Origin of the sequence: Dactylosporangium fulvum (genome assembly GCF_025137375.1) — a bacterium.
Classification (GTDB): domain Bacteria; phylum Actinomycetota; class Actinomycetes; order Mycobacteriales; family Micromonosporaceae; genus Dactylosporangium; species Dactylosporangium fulvum.
The window spans coordinates 8,320,949-8,339,058 of record NZ_CP073720.1; the positions used below are offsets into that span (position 1 = coordinate 8,320,949).

The window sequence follows — 18,110 nt, forward strand, 5'->3', positions numbered from 1 at the left end:
GTTGCGACAGAAGGCTGGATAACCGGACAAATCGCCCCGACGGCGGTAGACTCGCCGCTCGCCCCGTCAGCCGCCGCAAGAGGGAGCCGTCCACGTGACCAGCACGCGTCGAGCGGTCCCGGGTGTCGTCCGGCGCGTGCTGCGTGACCAGCGCCTCCGGTACCTCCTGACCGGCGGTGTCGCCGCGGGCGTGTTCTACGGCATCTTCCTGACCCTGTGGCTGATGGCCGGCGATCGGGTGCCGTACGTGGCGCTGGTGCTGATCGCCAACACGGCGTGCGCGTTCGTCACGTTCCGCATGTACCGCGACGGCGTGTTCCGCAGCGACGCCGCGATCGTCCCCGGCTTCCTGCGCTTCTACGCGCTGGGGCTGGCGAGCCTGGTGGGGTCGGCCACGGTCGTCTCGCTGCTGGTCGAGTGGCTCGCAGTGCCGGTCGCGATCGCGCCGGTCCTCTACATCGCGATGCAACCGCTGCTCTTCTACCCCGTCAACAAGTTCTGGGTCTTCCGGGCGCGCCGGCGCTAGGGTGCGCAACAAAGTGGGGGCCGGTCCAGGCGTCGGCTGGGGCCACTTTGATACGCCCCCTGGGTCCGTCACGGCTGGTCCAACGACGGCTCCCGCGGCCGGTTACTGCGACGGACCGGACGCCACTCCCGCGCGGATGCCTTACCGCGCCGCGCAAAGGGCGGCCGTCGCCGGGCCCGCAGGCAGGGGTGCGGCCAGGCCCCAGACGGCGAACACCAGCACCAGCAGCACCACCGCCGCCGCGCCGGCGAGCAGCCGCGGCGACCGCAGCCGGGCCGCGGGCAGCCGGGTCAGCAGGGCACACCCGGCGATGCCGAGCAGGACCAGCGGCAGCGCGAACCGGGTCTCGGTCGCCGACGTCATCAGCGACAGGCAGGCGGCCGACCCGGCGCCGGCCAGCATCAGGCCCACGCCCCGGCGGGGCGCCAGCACCAGGCCGAACCCGCCGACGACGGTAATCAGGACGATCGGCAGCGTCAGGTCGTACCGTTCGGCGGCGGCCCCCACGCTGTAGGGCGTCTCCGCCGACCAGGCCAGCGCCGCCCCGACCTTTTTGAGCAGGAACAGGGCCGACTCCGGCAGGTTCGTCAGCAGCGCCTCCGCCAGGCCGCCGACGGAGGTGACCGGATGCCCGGCGACCGCGCGGGCCATCGCCGGGTCGCAGTAGAACTGCTGCGGCGGGCCCGCCGACCCGGTGATGGTGTCGTAGCGGACCGCGTATGCGGCGTAGCCGGCCTGGAAGCCGGCCAGCCCCGAGGTCCCCGGCGGGGTCAGCCCGGGCGCGGCGCCGCGGGACAGGTTGAAGACCACCTGCGGCAGGGCGCCGACGACCGCCCCCGCCGGCACGAGCAGGCCCCGGAAGCGGTGCAGCACGACGGCACCGGCGGTGACGGCGCCGATCGCCAGCAGATAGGCGGGGCGAAGATTGAGCGTGACGCCGGCCGCGACACCGGCGGCCGGCAGTGCCCACCACCGGGCACTCCCGGCCACCAGCCACAGGACGGTGACGAACAGCAGCGCGGCCGGCACGTCCATGAGGGGGTACGGCGCGAACCCGCCGAGCACCACCCAGGTCAGCCCGGCGCAGACCCAGACGGTGAGCGGGGCCGGTGCGCGGCCGCCGGTCGCGGCGCGGACGATGCCGGGCAGCACGACGGCCCCGATGACCGCGATCATCATCCCGTTCTCGGCGAGGACGAACCAGCGGCCGGAGCCGTGGACGAACCGCTCGGCAAGGGCCGGCGGGGCATAAACGAACGGGGTCAGCACGCCCCGCAGCTCGAGATCGCCCCAGACGACCGCCGACTCGCGGGTGAACAGCGCGAGGGAGCCGAGCCAGTAGCGCGCCGCGTCGTAGACGAACTCGCGGGGCGGCCGCTGCACCAGGCTGAGCAGCAGCAGCGCCGCCCCGGCGAGCAGGGTCGTCCGGCGCGGGAGACGGGCCGGCGGCGCGATGGCTGGTGGCGTGGACCGAGGGCTGGTCGCATCCACGGCGGTGACACTGACCGACACGCGCGTCACGCTACGCCGCCACCCGGCGACGCAGCGGTCACTTGCTACACGGCCAGCACGATCTTCCCCCGTCCGTGGCCGGTTTCGATCTCGCGGTGCGCCTCGGCGGCCTCGGCCAGCGGGTACACCCGCCGCACGTGCCAGGCGGTCCGGCCGGCGGCGTAGAGACCGATCAACTCGGCCAGGGCGGCCGCGCTGCGCTGCCCCTGGATGCTGCCGAGGCCGAGCTCCTCGATGCGGGCGTGCTCGACCAGCGTGATGATCCGCTTCCGGTCCTCGACCAGTTCCAGGGACGTCTCCAGCGCCGCTCCCCCGGCGCCGTCGATCGCCGCGTCGACCCCGCCCGGCGCCAGCGCGCGGACGCGGTCGGTGAGCCCGTCGCCGTACACGACCGGGATCGCGCCCAGCGACCGCACGTACTCCTGGTTCTCCCGGCTCGCGGTACCTATGACGGTGGCGCCGAGGAGCCCGGCCAGTTGCACACCGGCGGTGCCGGTCGATCCGGCGGCGGCGTTGACGAGCACGGTGTCGCCGGGCCCGACGCCGATCGCGGACAGCGCGAGGCGGGCGGTCTGCCAACCGGCGGTGAACCCGCCGGCGACCTCCCACGGCACGCCGGCCGGCTTCGGGGTCACCTGGTCGGCGGGGACCACGATGTACTCGGCATAGGAGTTGAACACGCTGAACCCGAGCACCTCGGTGCCCACCGGCACCTCCGGTGTGCCCTGGTCGACAACCCCCGCGAACTCGTTGCCCGGGATCTGCGGCAGCGTGATCTCCGCGTAGGCCGGTCGCCAGCCGCCGCGCAGCGCGGCGTCGAACGGCTGGACCCCCGCGAACTTCACCCGCACCCGCACCTGACCCGGGCCGGCCTGGGGTTCGGGCAGGTCGAGCAGGCGCAGGACGTCGGGCGGACCGGGGTGCTCGAATGCGGCAGCTCTCATGGTCATCTACTCTGCGACCTGAAGCGCACTTGAGGTCAACGGAATGCGGTACGGTGCATGCCGCGCGTCCCGAAGGAGAGTGCTGGAGATGGTGGTGCCGAAGGTTGCCGCGACCGGGGACTGGGTCGTGGTCGGGCTCGACAACGGCGGCACGGCGAACAATGCCACAGTGCTCGACCGCACCGGCACTTTCCTGGTCGACGGGCTGGTGGAGGTGCCCAGCCGGGTCCTCGAAGGCCCGGAGATCGCCGTCGAGTCGCTCGCCGACGCGTTCGACAACATCCTCGCCGTGACCAAGGTGGACCGCTCCCGGGTCGTCGCGGTGGGCCTCGACACACCGGGCCCGGCCAGCGCCAACGGCGTCATCTCGTCCAAGGGCGCGACGAACTTCTCCCAGCCCGCCTGGTGGGGCTTCGACTTCCGCGGCGCGCTGGAGGCCCGGCTCGACCTGCCCGTGGTCTACAACAACGACGGCAACGCGGCCGCGCTCTACGCGCACCACGTCCACTTCGGCGCCGAGGCGCACACCAAGTCGTCGGTCTCCGCGATCGTCGGCACCGGCCTCGGCGGCGGCGTCGTCGAGCAGGGCAAGGTCGTCCGGGGCGCGGCCGGCATGGCCGGCGAGCTGGGCCACGTCCACATCCCGATGCACGGCCTGCTGGAGGAGGGGCAGCCGTTGCCCTCGTGCGGCTGCGGGTTCCTCGGTGACGTGGAGAGCGTCAGCTCCCTCACCGGCATCGTGCGCAACCTCCTGCCGTACTGGCTGACCCGGCACCCCGACCACCCGCTGCACGGCGTCGAGAGCCTCAAGGCCGCGGCGAAGCAGGTCCGCTCGTTCGCCGAGCAGGGCGACGAGCTGGCGCTGCGGATCTTCGAGCAGCAGGCGATGGGCCTGGGCCGGCTGTTCACCATCTCGGCCAACTTCACCGACCCCGACTGCTACTTCGTCGGCGGCGGTGTGGTCGAGGCGGCGCCGCACTTCCGCGACTGGTTCCTGGAGCGGGTCCGCCACCACACGCTGCTGCGCGAGGAGCAGGTGGCCGTGTCCGCGTTCGCCCTGGTCCCCGACCGCGACATGGCCGGCGCCCGCGGCGCCGCGATCGCCGCCGCCGAGACGGTCGCCTTCGCGCTTTCCTGAGACTCGTTCCTAGGGCTCGACGGGCGCGGGCCGGCGGGCGACGTTCTCGCCGACCTGGTTGAGCACCCCCGTGTCGTCGCGCTGCCACCGCCGTCCCCTGCCGTCGGTGAACCGCAACTCGACGTGCATGTCCGCCGACGGCGCGAGCCTGATGGTCCCGTCCTCGTTGATCCGGTCGCGGTCGACGGGGCCTTCGGTCTTCTCCTCGTCGAAGCCGGCGTAGACCTCGGGCTGCTCCGACGGCGGCACGATCCGCACCCGCCGGATCGCGGTCCAGGCCGCCGGCGGGTCGCGGAAGACGATCTCCAGGTCGTACACGGGGGTCTGTCCGGCGTTGCGGACGGCCGCCCCGACGACCCCGCGCGTGATGATCTTCTCGAACGTCTCGCGCTCGCTGACCGCCCAGGCGCAGACCCGCTCGGCGTCGGCGCGCGCCTCCGCCAGCCGGTGCGCGGCGACGAGCCGGACGACGTCCGCGGCACCCTGCCGGACCGCCCGCAGCACCTGGTACGCCAGAACCACCGCGCCGCCCGCGACGGCAACGGCGACCAGCGCCACGGCAAGTGCTAACACATCGGACAAAATACCCGCCCCGGGTGCCGGGTGTCCCCGGAAGCGAGGGCCGTGGTCGCCGGCGGGCCCGGCGGGCAGAATCGGAGCCGTGAGCAACCTGGAGAGCCTGCCCGCCGAGGTCGGCCTGCCCGTCGAGACCGGCACCGCACCCTGCGCGGAACTGCTCGAGGGCCGCGACGTGCCGCTCGGGCGCTACACGGTCGTGCGGCGCAGCCTGCCCAACAAGACCCGGCGGACGGTGGGCGCCTGGTGCTTCCTCGACCACTTCGGCCCGGAGGACATCACCGGCGGCCCCGGCATGCGCGTGCCGCCGCACCCGCACATCGGCCTGCAGACGGTGACCTGGCTGCTCGGCGGCGAGGTGCGCCACCGCGACAGCCTGGGCTCGGACCAGCTGATCCGCCCCGGCCAGCTGAACATCATGACGGCCGGCCGCGGCATCGCCCACTCGGAGAACTCACCGACCGAACACCCACCGCTGCTCCACGGCCTGCAGCTCTGGGTCGCCCTACCCGACGGCAGCCGGCACATCGACCCGTCGTTCCAGCACCTGCCGGACCTGCCCGTCGTCGAGACCGGCGGCGCGCGGGTCACGGTCGCCGTCGGCGAACTGGGCGGAGCATCCTCGCCGGCGGTCGTCCACTCCGAGCTGCTGGGCGCCGACCTGACCCTCACCGCCGGCGCCTCGGCGACGCTCGGGGTGCGGCACGATTTTGAGCACGCCGTGGTGGTGACCGAGGGCACGGTCAGCGTCGAGGGCGTCCCCGTGTCGCCCGGATCGCTGCTGTACCTCGGTGCGCTGCGCGACACGCTACGGTTCGAGACCGACGGCGAGGCACGGTGTTTCCTGCTGGGCGGCGTGCCGTTCGAGGAGGAACTCGTGATGTGGTGGAACTTCGTCGCACGCTCCCACGAGGAGATCGTCGAGGCCCGCACGGCGTGGATGGCCGCCGACACGTCGAGGTTCATCCCGGTGCCCGGCGGCGAGGACCCCCTGCCGGCGCCAGCCCTCCCGACGACCCGCCTGCTCCCCCGCCCCCGCTATCGCCACTCCTGACCCACGCCCTCGGCACTTTTCCTGCGCGGAACGGCGCCGGGACCGAACCCCTTTACGCCCGGCCCGGCGGCCGCCCGCCCGGACCGCCGGCAACCGCACCGGATCTCCCCAGCCACGGCCGGCTCAGCAACCACGGCCGGGCTCGACGACTCGCGACCGGGCTCGACGGCTCGCGACCAGGCTTGACGGCTTCGCGACCAGGCTCCACAGCTCGCAGCCGGGCTTGGCGGCCCGCGACCGGGCTCGACAGCTCGCGACCGGGCTTGGCGGCTTCGCGAGGCGGTGCATGGGTCGCCGATCCGGCCGACGCGCCGGCGCCGATCGCTCATGCGCACCAGCTCAGCGATCTTGTCCGGCTTCTTCATGATCCGGAAGACTTCGCGCCCAATAGCAGCGTCAAGCCTTCCGGATCATGAGCATGTCCGAAACCCGCTATCCGGATGGGTCGATGTGGAGGCCGCCTCTCCAGCTTGTCCACAACAAGGGGTGCAGAGCGACGTCGTCGACGCCCAACCAGCCGGCGCGCTCCCACTGTTTGCCCGACGCGACCAAACCGGACGTCCTCATGATCCCGAAGGGTTTGTGCAGCCAGGGAGCCTGTTGCGCAATTCGGATCCCTCGCGCGTCAACCCCGACAACCGCGCCGATCTTGGAGTTGTGGTCCTTGACAAATCCGGACAAATTCGGAGGTTCATGGCGCCACAACTCCAAGATCGGCGCGCAGTTGGGCCGCCAACGCTGTCGGCCGTGCCGTTGTTGTTCAGTTGTCGTCGCCCATTGTGCGGTACCACCGCACACCACCGGCGACGAGGAGTCCGAGCCCGGCGGCCAGCGCGGTCGCCACGGCCCAGCGCCCCCAGGATGGCCCGGCGAGGACGCCGTAGCGGAACGCCCCGGAGTCCGCGAACCCCACCATGACGGCCAGGCACGCCCCCGCGATGGCCGCGACGATGTCGACCCGCCGGGCGGCGAGCGCGAGCCCGGCCACCACGACGCCGACGCCGGTGAGCAGCGGCCAGAGCCGGGCCACCAACTGGGTGGTGAGGCTCTCCGACGGCGAGACGGCGAGCCAGGCGCTGCCGACGATCCAGGTGACGGTGAGCCCGCCGCCGATGACGGCCACCGCGACCAGCGCCCACTTCCAGCGGTACAGGATCGCGACGACCGCCGCGCCGACGATCGCGCCCGCCCACCACCAGCCGGTCGCCGGCGCCGGCGCGGCGGCGATCATGCCGCGGACGATGCCGGGGTCCTGCCGGTCGACGAGCAGCGGCACGCTCCACTCGCGGGCCGGCAGTTCCCGGGCGCGCTCGTCGTGCCACCGCACGACCGGATCCATGGAGATCGTGTGCCACTCCGGCATCGCCCCGGCGTCGCCGCCCTTGCCCGAACCGCCCAGCGAACGGCTGGCGAACCACGTCGGGGACCTGCGGTTCTCGTCGACGCCGTCGGGCCGCACACGCAGGAACTCCTCGCCCTGCAGCCCGAGGATGACGACCTCGCGCCCGGAGGCGTTCTTGAGCTCCAGCCGGGCGCCGCCCTCGACGGGACGCACGACCACGCCGGGCACCGAGACCGAGGCGACCTCGACCCGGTAGTCGACGGCCACGGGCGCGTCGGCGCCGTGCGCGTGGGCCGGGGTGGCGTACCCGAGGGCGAGCACGACCCCGAAGACGACCGCCACAAGAGCGCCGCCCCACGACCACCCTCGACCCGCGGCACCGGCGGCACCGCCCGGCCACCCATCACCCCGAGTCGATCTTGCACTTGTGGCTGCTGACAGAATTGGACAAAAACGGAGCATCACGGCACCACAATTGCAAGATCGACGCGAGAAAAGCGGTAGGGGCGGCGGCGGAGCGCGATCATCCGGCTCGGGCGGCGGCGATGGCGGCGACGAGGTCGGCGCGGGCCCGAGCCACCCGGGAGCGGATCGTGCCGACGGGCACGTCCTCGATCTCGGCGGCCTCGGCGTAGGACAGGCCGAGCACCTGCGTCAGCACGAACGCGACCCGGCGCTCGGCGGGCAGGGCGGCGACGAGGTCGCCGGTGGCGTGCAGGCCGGCGTGGTCACTGTCGGCGAACCGCTCCGGCTCGGCGACGACCCTGGCCTTCAGCCGGCGGGACCGGACCGCGGCCCGCACATGGTCGGCGCAGGCCCGCCGGGCGATGGCGAGCACCCACGTGCGCGCGGTCGACCGGCCGGCGAAGTCGGGCAACGACCGGAAGGCGCGCAGGTAGGTGTCCTGTGTCACGTCGTCGGCGTGGGCGACGCCGACGAGCGCGGCCACGAACCGCCAGACCTCCGGCTGCGTCGACCGCACGAACGCGGCCGCGGCGCGCTCGTCACCCTGTTTGGCGGCGAGCAGCGCCTCCGTGGCCGGGTCCGTCCCCCCGCCGAGTCCCCCGTCAGGCGCACCAGTCACGGCAGCGACTCTAGCGCTCCTGGCTTGGAATGCCCTGTTCGCCCCGCGCCATCCGGCGGCGTGCCACGAACCACCCCAGCGCCGCACCGGCCACGGCCAGACCGCCCAGGGTGAACCACAGGGGGGTGAGGCTGCCGCCGGCGGTGCCGGGCGGCGGCTCGGCGGCCGAGGTCTGCGTCGCCGGGATCAGGCAGGCCACCTCCACGGGTGCCGGGGAGGCGTCGGCCGCCGCCACCGGGACCCGCGCCCGGCAGTGCCCGTCGACCGGGGCGCCCAGATCCACCGCGACCTGCCAGAGGCCGGGTGCCAGCGCGCCACCGTACGTCTGGGTGCCCCGCTCGTCGCCGGTCTGCCGCAGCGTCGACGGGCCCACCGACGGGCCGCCACCGGACACCGGCACGGCGGTCAGGGTGACCGGGGTCGGCTCGTTGATCGGATGCCCGTCCTGCCACTGGGCGGTGATCCACACCGACCCGCGGCCGTCGGAGTGGACGGTGACCGTGGCGCCGCCGTGCGCGTATCCCGGCGCGCCCCACAGCACCACGAGCACCACGATCGCCAGCAGGATCCCGACGCGCGACCTCACGCGAAGGACCCTACGGCATGGCCGGGACCGTCTCGGGCCGGTCGTCGCGGACGTAGACCACCATGTCGCCGGTCTGGATCGTGGTGCCCTCCGGGTCGGCGAGCGACAGCACCTTGCCGCGGCGGAACAGCGCGATGACGAGCTCGTTCAGCTCGCGCGGTGCCAGGCCGACCTCGTCGCGGCGGGCCGAGCGCATCGCCAGCGCCATGCCCTGGCCGGGGGTGAGCAGGTCCTCGACCACCTCGATGAGCGGCGGCGCGGTCGTCGACAGGCCCAGCAGCCGGCCGGCGGTCGCGGACGACACGATGACGTGGTGGGCGCCGGACTGGCGCAGCAGCGGACCGTTCTCCGCTTCGCGCGCCGCCGCGATGATCGACACCTTACCGGCGGTCATCTGCCGGACGGTCAACGTGACCAGCACGGAGGCGTCGTCGCTGTCGGTGGCGATGATCACGGCGCGGGCGTCCTGGACGGCGGCCTCCTTGAGGACCGTGGAGCGGGTCGCCGAGCCCTCGATGGCGACGAGCCCGTCGGAGGTGGCCTGCCGCAGGGCGGTCGGGTTTCGCTCCACGACCACGACCTGCGACTTGTCCATCCCGTTCTCCAGCAGGGTGGAGACGGCAGCGCGGCCCTTCGTGCCGTAGCCGCAGATGATGACGTGGTTCTTCACGCGCCTCCTCCACCGCTCCAACCGGAGGCTGGTGCGGTACTGCTCGGTCAGCACCTCGAGCGTGGTGCCGACCAGGATGATCAGGAACAGGACGCGGGCCGGAGTGATGATCAGAACGTTGACCAGCCGGGCCGTCTCCGAGACCGGCGTGATGTCGCCGTAGCCTGTCGTGGAGAGGGTCACAACCGCGTAGTAGAAGCTGTCGAGCAGCGACAGGCCGTCCTCGTTGACGTCGCGGTAGCCGTCGCGGTCGACGTAGATCACGACGACGATCAGCACGACGAGCCCCACCGCGAGGCCGAGCCGCACGCTGATCGCCCGCAGCGGTCCCCGCCGCACAGCCGGGAAGTGGATCACAGGTGGTCCCCTGCCGCCTCTGCTCGATGACGCTTGACGAAATCCACCATAAGGGTCGGGTGTGACTCTCCGCCCGCTGGGTAGATCGGACGACCCCCCGCGGCGGAAGGAGGCGCGCGATGACGGAACACGGCCCCAGAGTGGGCGTCCTCGGCTCGTACGGCGGCTACAACCTCGGCGATGAAGCCATCCTGACCAGTTTGCTGACCGACCTGCGAGCACGGCGGCCCGACACGGACGTCCTGGTGCTTTCGCGCGACCCCGAACACACCGCACGGGCACATCCGGACGTCACCGTCGCGCCGTGGGAGGGCGTGAGCCGCGACCGGACCGCGGAGGCCCTGGCCCGGCTCGACCTGCTCGTCCTCGGCGGCGGCGGGATTCTGTACGACACAGAGGCCCGGCGATACCTCCGCGTCGTACGCACCGCGCAGGAGCAACGGGTGCCGGTGTTCACGTACGCGCTGGGCGCCGGCCCGCTCACCGAGGACCTCGACTGCACCCTGACCCGCGAGACGCTGTCCGCCGCGATGGAGGTGACGGTCCGGGACGAAGAGTCCAAGGTCGCCCTCGAGGAGGCGGGGGTGACCAGCCGGGTGACCGTGACCGCGGACCCGGCGCTACTGCTGCAACCGGAGGAGTTCAACGTCGGCCTCCTCCACGACTCCCTGCCGCCGGGCCGGCGGGTCGTCGGGATGAGCGTCCGCGAACCGGGGCGCGCCGCCCAGCACTTGGCTGCTGACGAATACCACCAGCTGCTCGCCCACGTCGGGGACTTCATCGTGCACCGGCTCGACGCGGCGCTGCTGTTCGTGCCCATGGAGCGCTCCGACATACGGCACGCGCACGCGGTGCTGTCCCGCATGACGGCGGCGGAGCACTGCCGGGTGCTGCACGGTGAGTTCCGGCCCGGACAGATTCTCGACCTCATGCGGCACCTCGACCTGGCGGTCGGCATGCGGCTGCACTTCCTGATCTTCGCGGCACTCTCCGGAGTGCCGTTGCTCGCGCTGCCGTACGCCGGGAAGGTGTTCGACTTCGCCCAGCGCATCGGCGCGCCCGTTCCCCGGGGTGTGGTACGGGAGGCGGCGGGGCCGCTGCTCGCGCAGGTCGACCGGCTGTGGGACGAGCGCCCGGAGCGGATGGAGGACATCGCGGCACGCGTGGCGGCGCTGCGGCAACGCGCGACGGAGACCGGCCGGCGCCTCGGTGCGCAGCTCGACCGGATCGCGCCGCAACTGTCGACCTTCAACGGCCACAAGACCACGCCGGCGCCGGAACGGGTGGCGATGTGACCGGTCTGCGCGCTCCGGCCGGGCTGCCGAAGGTACAGCTGCCGCCGCGGTCCGCCGTGCACGGCGGGCACACCGAAGTGCTGGTGGTGGGTGGCGGTCCGGCTGGCTTCGGAGCCGCCATGGGAGCGGCCGCGGCAGGCGCCGAGGTCGTGCTCGTCGAGCGGTACGGCTTTCTCGGCGGCAACGCGACCGCGGCGCTCGTCATGCCGCTGATGAGTTTCCACAACGAGATCAAGCAGGCGGTCGCCGGCGAGGACAACCGGCTGCTGCCGACCGACCACGGTGAGGGCGAGCCGGTCGTGGCCGGGGTGCTGTGGATGCTGCTCGACCGGCTCGTCCGGGCCGGCGGCGCGATCCAGCCGAGCAGGGACACCGGCTACACCGTGCCGTTCGATCCGGAGCTGTTCAAGCTCGTCACGTACGACATGCTGGAGGGCTGCGGGGTGCGGCTGCTGCTGCACTCGTTCGCGTCCGACTTCATGACGCTGCCCGACGGCGGGTCGCGGTGCGTGTTCGAGACCAAGTCCGGCCCGGTCGTGCTCGACGCCGACGTCGTCGTCGACTGCACCGGCGACGGCGACCTGGCCGCGGCGGCCGGCGCGCCCTACGAGATCGGGCGCCCGGAGGACGGGCTGACCCAGCCGATGACGCTGATGTTCCGCGTCGGCAACTTCCACCGCGAGGATTTCCTGGAGTACGTCCGGGAGCACCCCGACCAGTGGCGGGGCGTGCACGGGCTGTGGGACCTGATCCGGATCGCCCGCGACGCCGGTGAGCTGGATCTGCCGCGCGAGGACATCCTGTTCTTCGCCACGCCGCACCCGGACGAGGTCTCGGTCAACTCCACGCGCTTCGGCGGCCTGGGGATCAGCGTCTGGGACCTGACGCGGGCCGAACTGGTCACCCATCACCAGATGGCGCAGATCGCCCGTTTCCTGCGCAACCGGGTGCCGGGCTTCGGCGACTCCTACGTCATCCAGAGCGGCGTGCAGGTCGGCGTGCGGGAGACCCGCCGCGTCCTCGGCGACTACCAGCTGACCGGCGAGGACGTGCTGACCGCGCGGAACTTCGACGACGTGATCGCGCGCGGCGCGTATCCGGTCGACATCCACAACCCCAACGGACGGGGCACGATACTGCGCCGGCTGCCGCAGGGCGCCTCCTACGACATCCCGCTGCGGAGCCTGCTCCCGCGCGACGTCGACGGCCTGCTGGTCGCCGGGCGGTGCATCTCCGGCGACCACGTGGCGCACAGCTCGTACCGCATCATGCCGATCTCGATGGCCACAGGTCAGGCGGCCGGTGTGTGCGCCGCGCTCGCCTCCCGCACCGGCAAGGCGCCCCGCGAGATCTCGGCGGAGCAGGTACAGCGGGTGCTGCGGGCCCAGGGGGCGAGCCTGCCCGGGCCGTAGACTCCGGATGTGCTCGTACACCCTTGGGACGCCGCCGGGCCGGACGAGTGGCGGCAGTGGCTGGCCGACCAGGACTTCGGTCAGCTCGTCGCGCCCGGCCGCGCGCGTGACCTGCCCGTCGTCGTGCCGACGCACTTCCTCTTCGACGGCGCCTCGACCGTCTGGCTGCACCTGGCCCGGCCCAATCCGGTGTGGCCCCTGCTGGAGGAGCACCCGCGGGCGCTGCTCACGGTGATCGGCGACTACGTCTACGTGCCCTCGGACTGGAACGCCGGGCCCGGCACCGACCCGCGACGCGGCGTGCCGACCTCGTACTACGCCTCGGTGCAGCTGTCCTGCGACGTCCGCGTCATCGACGACCGCGACGAGAAGGCACAGCTGCTGGGCCGGCAGCTCGCGCACTTCCAGCCGGGGGTCGACCGCGACCCCGTGACCGCGGACGACCGGCTGCTGCCCGGCATCCGCGGCGTCGAGCTGACCGTGACGTCGGTCACGGCGAAATTCAAGTACGGCGGCAACAAGGCGGCCGACCACCGCGGGATCCTGGCCGGCCGACTGGCCGACCGGTCCGGCCCGATGGACCTGGCGGCCCGCGCCCACCTCCTGCGCCGCATCGATATCTGAAACGGGGCTGTGTGAATCGTCCCGATGCGTCAGGATCGATGGATGGCGACCACCGTCACCGACCGCACCATCGCGACCCGGCCGGTCTCCACACACCGGCGTGAGCTGCTCGTGGCGCTCGCCACGCTGTGGCTGACCGGCGGCCTCTACCTCGACGGCTGGGCCCACTCCCACGTGCCGGAGCTGGAGACTTTCTTCACGCCGTGGCACGGGGTGCTCTACAGCGGTTATACGGTGCTGACGCTGACCCTGGTCCCGCCGGCGCTCTGGCGCGGCCGGCCGATGGGCCCGGTGCGCGACTGGTTCCCGGCCGGCTACGGCCTCGGCGTCCTGGGCGCCGTGCTCTTCGCCGTCGGCGGCGCCGTCGACATGACGTGGCACACGCTGCTCGGCATCGAGGTCAACATCGAGGCGCTGCTCAGCCCGCCGCACCTGCTGCTGCTCACCGCCGGCTCGCTGATGATCGCCACCCCGATCCGCGCGGCGGCCGCGAAGCGGTCCGGCCCGGGCCTGGCCGGTGACGTGCCGGTGCTCATCTGCATGATCAGCGCGACCGCGGTGGCCGCCTTCTTCCTCAACTACCTGTCGCCGTTCACCGACGCGCCGGCCGGCTCCAGCGGGTTCCGCGACGCCCAGGTGCTCGGCCTGGCGCAGTACCTCACCTACTCCGTCCTCATGGTCGGCGCGACGCTCTTCGTGTGGAGCCGCCTGGGCCGTGTCCCGGTGGGCCTGATCACGCTGGTGGTGACGGCGGCGGCGGTGCCCAACGGCGTGCTCCGCGACTTCGAGCACCTCTCCGCCCAGCTGTACCCCCTGATCGGCGCCGTCCTGGCCGACGTCGCCGTCCAGTGGGTCGCGGCAAGGCGCGGACGGCTGGTGCCGCCGGCCGTCGGCGTGCTGATCCCGCTGCTGGTCTGGCCGACCCACCTGATCGGTGTCCAGGTTTCGCTGGGCGTGACCTGGACGGAGGAGCTGTGGAGCGGCGTGGTCGTGCTGACGGCGCTGGCCGGCGCGGTCCTGGGCGGCCTGTTCCTGCCCCGCGCAGCGCCGGACGCCGAGTGAACCTCGGATACGGTCGGCGCTGTGCGTGATCTGCTCCCCGACTTCGTCGCCGTCGAGACGGCGTCCGAGGCCGACTACAACGGCGAGTTACTGCCGGCGGAGGCCGCAGGGCTGAGCGCCCGCGCGGTCGAGAGCCGCCGCCGCGAGTTCACCGCCGGCCGGGTCTGCGCGCGGCGCGCCCTGCGCCGCCTGGGCATCGACGGCCACTCATTGCCCGCTTCGGACAGCCGGGCGCCGATCTGGCCGCCGGGCACGACCGGCAGCATCACCCACACCGCCGGCTACTGCGCGGCGGCCGTTGCTCGCGACCCCGACGTCCGGGCGGTCGGTATCGACGCCGAACGCCGGACGATCCTGCCCGTCAACGTGCGCCGGGCCATCTGCCTGCCCGAGGAACTCGCCTGGTGCGCCGAGCGGCCCGGTGAGGACTGGTGGCCGGCCGTGCACTTCAGCGCCAAGGAGGTCGTGTACAAGCTGTGGTCGCCGATCGTGGGCACCTGGCTCGACTTCCACGACGCCCACCTGACGATCGACGTGGCGGCCGGCACCTTCGAGGCGCGCATCCTGCCGTCCCGCCTGGTGAAGACGCCGGGCGCCCCGTCCCGCTTCGAGGGCCGCTTCCACGTGACCCCGGACCTCATCCGCAGCGCCGGCGTGGTGGTCCGATGACGCTGGACCGGGCGCGCATCGCGTCGAGATCCGGTCCCACCACGCCGAGGGCCCGGGCCTGGACGAGCTGCTGGCACTCGGCGTGCTGCAGGAGATGACCCAGGCGGGGCAGCCGGGTGTCGCAGGACGTGGCGATCGTGGGATACGACGACATCGGGTTCGCCGCCGTGGCCGCCGTGCCGTTATCCTCCGTGCGTCAGCCCCGCGAGCAGCTCGGCCGCACCGCCGCTGCCCTGCTGCTCGAGGAGATCGAGGATGGCGGCCGCCACGGGCACCGGCACGTCGTCTTCCAGCCTGATCTGATCGTCCAGTCCGGAAAGGGCGGTGACCGATGCGCGTGGCGCTGTTCGTCACGTGCCTCGCCGACGCGATGTTCCCGCAGGTCGGCAAGGCCACCGTCGAGCTGCTCGAGCGGCTCGGGCACGAGGTGGTGTTCCCCGAGGCGCAGACGTGCTGCGGGCAGATGCACATCAACACGGGGTACCGTCGCGAGGCCGTCCGCCTCGTGGAGCACCACGTCCGCACCTTCGACCCGTTCGACGCGATCGTCGCACCCTCCGGCTCCTGCGTCGGCTCGGTCCGCCACCAGCACGCCGAGGTCGCCCGCCGGGCCGGGAAAGCGCAGCTCACCTCGCGTGCCGAGGACGTGGCCGCGCGCACCTACGAGCTGTCCGAGTTCCTGGTCGACGTCCTCGGGGTCACCGACGTCGGCGCGCGCTACCCGCACCGGGTCACCTACCACCCGACCTGCCATTCGCTGCGCATGCTGCGCGTCGGTGACCGGCCGCTGCGACTGCTGCGCGAGGTCCGCGGCATCGACCTGGTCGAGCTGCCCGAGGCCGAGCAGTGCTGCGGCTTCGGCGGCACGTTCGCGCTGAAGAACGCCGACACGTCCGCGGCGATGCTCGCCGACAAGCTGCGCAACGTGCTGTCCACCTCGGCCGAGTTCGTGTCGGCGGGTGACTCGTCCTGCCTCATGCACATCGGTGGCGGGCTCTCCCGGCTGTCGGTGGAGACACGTCCCGTACATCTCGCGGAGATCCTGGCGGCGACATGACGACCTTCCTCGGTATGCCCACGGTCGCCCCACGCGGCGTCGGACACCTGCGCGGCGACGAGCCGTTCCCGGTCGCGGCCCGCAAGGCACTGGCCGACGACCAGCTGCGGCGCAATCTCGGCCACGCCACCCGCACGATCCGCGGCAAGCGCGCCGCGGTCGTGGGTGAGGTGCCCGACTGGGAGGAGCTGCGTCGCGCCGGCGAGGCGATCAAGGCACACACGATGGCCACCCTGGACACCCAGCTGGAGCGGCTGGAGCGGGAGGTCACGGCCCGCGGCGGCACGGTCCATTGGGCCCGCGACGCCAACGAGGCCAACCGGATCGTGCTCGACCTGGTCCGGGCCACCGGCGCCGACGAGGTCGTCAAGGTCAAGTCGATGGCGACCCAGGAGATCGGGCTCAACGAGGCCCTCGAAGCCGGCGGCGTCGCGGCCTGGGAGACCGACCTCGCGGAGCTGATCGTCCAGCTCGGCCACGACAAGCCCTCGCACATCCTGGTGCCGGCCATCCACCGCAACCGCGCGGAGATCCGCGAGATCTTCCTGCGCGAGATGCCGGGGGTCGACCCGGACCTGACGGACGAGCCGCGCCAGCTTGCCATGGCCGCCCGCGCCCACCTGCGGCGGAAGTTCCTGACGGCGCGGGTGGCCGTGTCGGGCGCCAACTTCGCCGTCGCCGAGACCGGGACGCTCGCCGTCGTCGAGTCCGAGGGCAACGGCCGGATGTGCCTGACCCTGCCGCAGACGCTCATCACGGTGATGGGCATCGAGAAGGTCGTCCCGACGTGGACCGACCTCGAGGTGTTCCTCCAGCTGCTCCCCCGCTCGTCGACGGGCGAGCGGATGAACCCGTACACGTCGCTGTGGACCGGCGTCACGCCCGGCGACGGCCCGCAGGACTTCCACCTCGTCCTGCTTGACAACGGCCGGACCGCGGTCCTCGCCGACGAGACCGGCCGCTCCGCGCTGCACTGCATCCGGTGCAGCGCCTGCCTCAACGTCTGCCCGGTGTACGAGCGCACCGGCGGCCACGCCTACGGCTCCGTCTACCCCGGCCCGATCGGCGCGGTGCTGAGCCCCCAGCTGACCGGCGTCGAGGACAACGCGTCGCTGCCCTACGCCTCCAGCCTCTGCGGCGCCTGCTTCGACGCCTGCCCGGTGCGGATCGACATCCCGAGCCTGCTCGTCCACCTGCGGGCCGAGCACGTCGAGGAGCGTGCCAAGCGGGCGGTACCGTCACCCGAGGCCATCGGCATGGCCGCCATGTCCTGGGTGATGGCCCGGCCGGGCCGGTTCCGCGGCGGCGAGCGGCTGATGCGGCTGGGGCGGGTCCTGGGCCGCCGCCGCGACCGGATCTCGGCGCTGCCGCCGCCGCTGTCGGCGTGGACCGCGAGCCGCGACCTGCCCCGCCCACCGGCCCAGACGTTCCGCGAGTGGTGGAAGTCCCGCGCCGCCAGGAGCGCGTCGTGACCGCGCGGGACGACGTGCTGGCCCGCATCCGCACGGCGCTCGGGCCCGCCCCGGTCGTTCCGGAGACCCCGCGGGACTACCGCCGTGCCGGCTCGCTGCCCCCTGGCGACCCGGCACTCCTCGAGCAGCTGGTCGACCGGCTGGAGGACTACAAGGCGACGGTGATCCGCACCTCCCCCGCCGCTCTGCCGGCCGACCTCCGCTCGACGCTGGCCGGGGCGCTGCCGGCCGGCGGGCGGCTGATCGTGCCTCCGGGCCTGCCGCCCGAGTGGGGTGTCGAGGGCGCGGTGGTCGACGACGGCACGCTCGACGCGGCGGCCCTCGACGGGATCGCGGGTGTCCTGACCGCGTGCGCGGCGGCGGTGGCGGAGACCGGGACGATCGCCCTCGACGGCGGCCCGGACCAGGGCCGCCGGGCGATCACGCTGGTCCCCGACCGGCACTTCTGCGTGGTCCGGGCGGACCAGGTCGTCCAGACCGTGCCGGACCTCCTGGCCCGCCTGACCCCGACCAACCCGCTGACCCTGATCAGCGGCCCGTCGGCGACGAGCGACATCGAGCTCAACCGCGTCGAGGGCGTCCACGGCCCGCGCACCCTGGTCGTCCTGCTGGTCCACCCCGAGTAGCACCGGCCCGGCACCCCGGCCCAGCGCAGCGCTCGCTGCGGTTGCCGCGAGTGCCGGGACGGAGCGACCGGACAAATCGATCGCTCGCGGGCGATGCCGTGGCC

At 72.9% G+C, this 18,110-nt stretch carries 19 protein-coding genes and 1 pseudogene; 12 read left to right on the forward strand and 8 right to left on the reverse strand.

Features of this window, described 5'->3' with window-relative positions:
• The first annotated feature begins 94 nt into the window (after positions 1 to 94).
• Entirely contained in the window at positions 95 to 526 is a 432-nt protein-coding gene (locus Dfulv_RS38115; RefSeq protein ID WP_259858667.1) for a GtrA family protein, read from the forward strand.
• 141 nt (positions 527 to 667) lie between these two features.
• On the opposite strand, the gene Dfulv_RS38120 is transcribed toward Dfulv_RS38115, so the two are convergent.
• Positions 668 to 2,038, reverse strand: coding sequence for a hypothetical protein (locus tag Dfulv_RS38120; RefSeq protein WP_259858668.1), 1,371 nt, complete (start codon positions 2,036 to 2,038; stop codon positions 668 to 670).
• Positions 2,039 to 2,082: 44 nt separating this feature from the next.
• Positions 2,083 to 2,982, reverse strand: coding sequence for an NADP-dependent oxidoreductase (locus tag Dfulv_RS38125; RefSeq protein ID WP_259858669.1), 900 nt, complete (start codon positions 2,980 to 2,982; stop codon positions 2,083 to 2,085).
• A gap of 88 nt (positions 2,983 to 3,070) precedes the next feature.
• Here Dfulv_RS38125 and Dfulv_RS38130 point away from each other — a divergent pair, with 88 nt between their 5' ends.
• On the forward strand, positions 3,071 to 4,120 hold the full coding sequence (locus Dfulv_RS38130) for an ROK family protein (RefSeq protein ID WP_259858670.1): 1,050 nt from the start codon (positions 3,071 to 3,073) through the stop codon (positions 4,118 to 4,120).
• 9 nt (positions 4,121 to 4,129) lie between these two features.
• On the opposite strand, the gene Dfulv_RS38135 is transcribed toward Dfulv_RS38130, so the two are convergent.
• Positions 4,130 to 4,693, reverse strand: a complete 564-nt coding sequence (locus Dfulv_RS38135; protein WP_259858671.1) for a hypothetical protein — start codon at positions 4,691 to 4,693, stop codon at positions 4,130 to 4,132.
• An 88-nt stretch (positions 4,694 to 4,781) separates the two neighbouring features.
• On the opposite strand from Dfulv_RS38135, the gene Dfulv_RS38140 reads away from it, so the two are divergent.
• Complete coding sequence (locus Dfulv_RS38140; RefSeq protein ID WP_259858672.1) at positions 4,782 to 5,750, forward strand: pirin family protein; 969 nt, start codon at positions 4,782 to 4,784, stop codon at positions 5,748 to 5,750.
• A gap of 760 nt (positions 5,751 to 6,510) precedes the next feature.
• Here the strand turns inward: Dfulv_RS38140 and Dfulv_RS38145 are convergent.
• The 4 genes from Dfulv_RS38145 to Dfulv_RS38160 all read right to left on the reverse strand — a co-directional run bounded on the left by Dfulv_RS38145 (position 6,511) and on the right by Dfulv_RS38160 (position 9,789).
• Complete coding sequence (locus Dfulv_RS38145; protein WP_259858673.1) at positions 6,511 to 7,434, reverse strand: MFS transporter; 924 nt, start codon at positions 7,432 to 7,434, stop codon at positions 6,511 to 6,513.
• A gap of 181 nt (positions 7,435 to 7,615) precedes the next feature.
• Positions 7,616 to 8,176, reverse strand: coding sequence for a sigma-70 family RNA polymerase sigma factor (locus Dfulv_RS38150; protein WP_259858674.1), 561 nt, complete (start codon positions 8,174 to 8,176; stop codon positions 7,616 to 7,618).
• 10 nt (positions 8,177 to 8,186) lie between these two features.
• Complete coding sequence (locus tag Dfulv_RS38155; RefSeq protein ID WP_259858675.1) at positions 8,187 to 8,762, reverse strand: hypothetical protein; 576 nt, start codon at positions 8,760 to 8,762, stop codon at positions 8,187 to 8,189.
• 10 nt (positions 8,763 to 8,772) lie between these two features.
• Positions 8,773 to 9,789: a potassium channel family protein gene (locus Dfulv_RS38160; RefSeq protein WP_259858676.1), complete on the reverse strand. Its 1,017-nt coding sequence runs from the start codon at positions 9,787 to 9,789 to the stop codon at positions 8,773 to 8,775.
• 119 nt (positions 9,790 to 9,908) lie between these two features.
• Here Dfulv_RS38160 and Dfulv_RS38165 point away from each other — a divergent pair, with 119 nt between their 5' ends.
• The 5 genes from Dfulv_RS38165 to Dfulv_RS38185 are packed head-to-tail and all read left to right on the forward strand — an operon-like array spanning position 9,909 to position 14,851.
• Positions 9,909 to 11,084: a polysaccharide pyruvyl transferase family protein gene (locus Dfulv_RS38165; protein WP_259858677.1), complete on the forward strand. Its 1,176-nt coding sequence runs from the start codon at positions 9,909 to 9,911 to the stop codon at positions 11,082 to 11,084.
• Positions 11,081 to 12,496 carry an FAD-dependent oxidoreductase gene (locus tag Dfulv_RS38170; protein WP_259858678.1) on the forward strand — a complete coding sequence of 472 codons (1,416 nt, stop codon included), beginning with the start codon at positions 11,081 to 11,083 and terminating at the stop codon, positions 12,494 to 12,496. Before Dfulv_RS38165 ends, Dfulv_RS38170 begins: the two co-directional genes overlap by 4 nt.
• A gap of 9 nt (positions 12,497 to 12,505) precedes the next feature.
• Positions 12,506 to 13,120: an FMN-binding negative transcriptional regulator gene (locus tag Dfulv_RS38175; protein WP_259858679.1), complete on the forward strand. Its 615-nt coding sequence runs from the start codon at positions 12,506 to 12,508 to the stop codon at positions 13,118 to 13,120.
• A gap of 42 nt (positions 13,121 to 13,162) precedes the next feature.
• Entirely contained in the window at positions 13,163 to 14,182 is a 1,020-nt protein-coding gene (locus Dfulv_RS38180) for a hypothetical protein (protein WP_259858680.1), read from the forward strand.
• A gap of 21 nt (positions 14,183 to 14,203) precedes the next feature.
• A complete protein-coding gene (locus Dfulv_RS38185; protein WP_259858681.1) occupies positions 14,204 to 14,851 on the forward strand; it encodes a 4'-phosphopantetheinyl transferase family protein in 648 nt (215 codons plus the stop codon).
• Here Dfulv_RS38185 and Dfulv_RS38190 read toward each other — a convergent pair.
• Complete coding sequence (locus tag Dfulv_RS38190; RefSeq protein ID WP_259858682.1) at positions 14,820 to 15,005, reverse strand: hypothetical protein; 186 nt, start codon at positions 15,003 to 15,005, stop codon at positions 14,820 to 14,822. The two genes, Dfulv_RS38185 and Dfulv_RS38190, sit on opposite strands and share 32 nt — an antisense overlap.
• On the opposite strand from Dfulv_RS38190, the pseudogene Dfulv_RS38195 reads away from it, so the two are divergent.
• The 4 genes and pseudogenes from Dfulv_RS38195 to Dfulv_RS38210 form a co-directional block, all read left to right on the forward strand.
• Positions 14,989 to 15,099 (forward strand): annotated as a pseudogene (locus Dfulv_RS38195) (substrate-binding domain-containing protein); the annotation flags it as partial. The gene Dfulv_RS38190 and the pseudogene Dfulv_RS38195 sit on opposite strands and share 17 nt — an antisense overlap.
• 83 nt (positions 15,100 to 15,182) lie before the next feature.
• On the forward strand, positions 15,183 to 15,908 hold the full coding sequence (locus Dfulv_RS38200) for a (Fe-S)-binding protein (protein WP_259858683.1): 726 nt from the start codon (positions 15,183 to 15,185) through the stop codon (positions 15,906 to 15,908).
• Positions 15,905 to 17,380, forward strand: coding sequence for a LutB/LldF family L-lactate oxidation iron-sulfur protein (locus Dfulv_RS38205; RefSeq protein WP_259858684.1), 1,476 nt, complete (start codon positions 15,905 to 15,907; stop codon positions 17,378 to 17,380). Before Dfulv_RS38200 ends, Dfulv_RS38205 begins: the two co-directional genes overlap by 4 nt.
• On the forward strand, positions 17,377 to 18,006 hold the full coding sequence (locus Dfulv_RS38210) for a LutC/YkgG family protein (RefSeq protein WP_259858685.1): 630 nt from the start codon (positions 17,377 to 17,379) through the stop codon (positions 18,004 to 18,006). The genes Dfulv_RS38205 and Dfulv_RS38210 overlap by 4 nt, the downstream gene beginning before the upstream one ends.
• Positions 18,007 to 18,110: the final 104 nt, after the last annotated feature.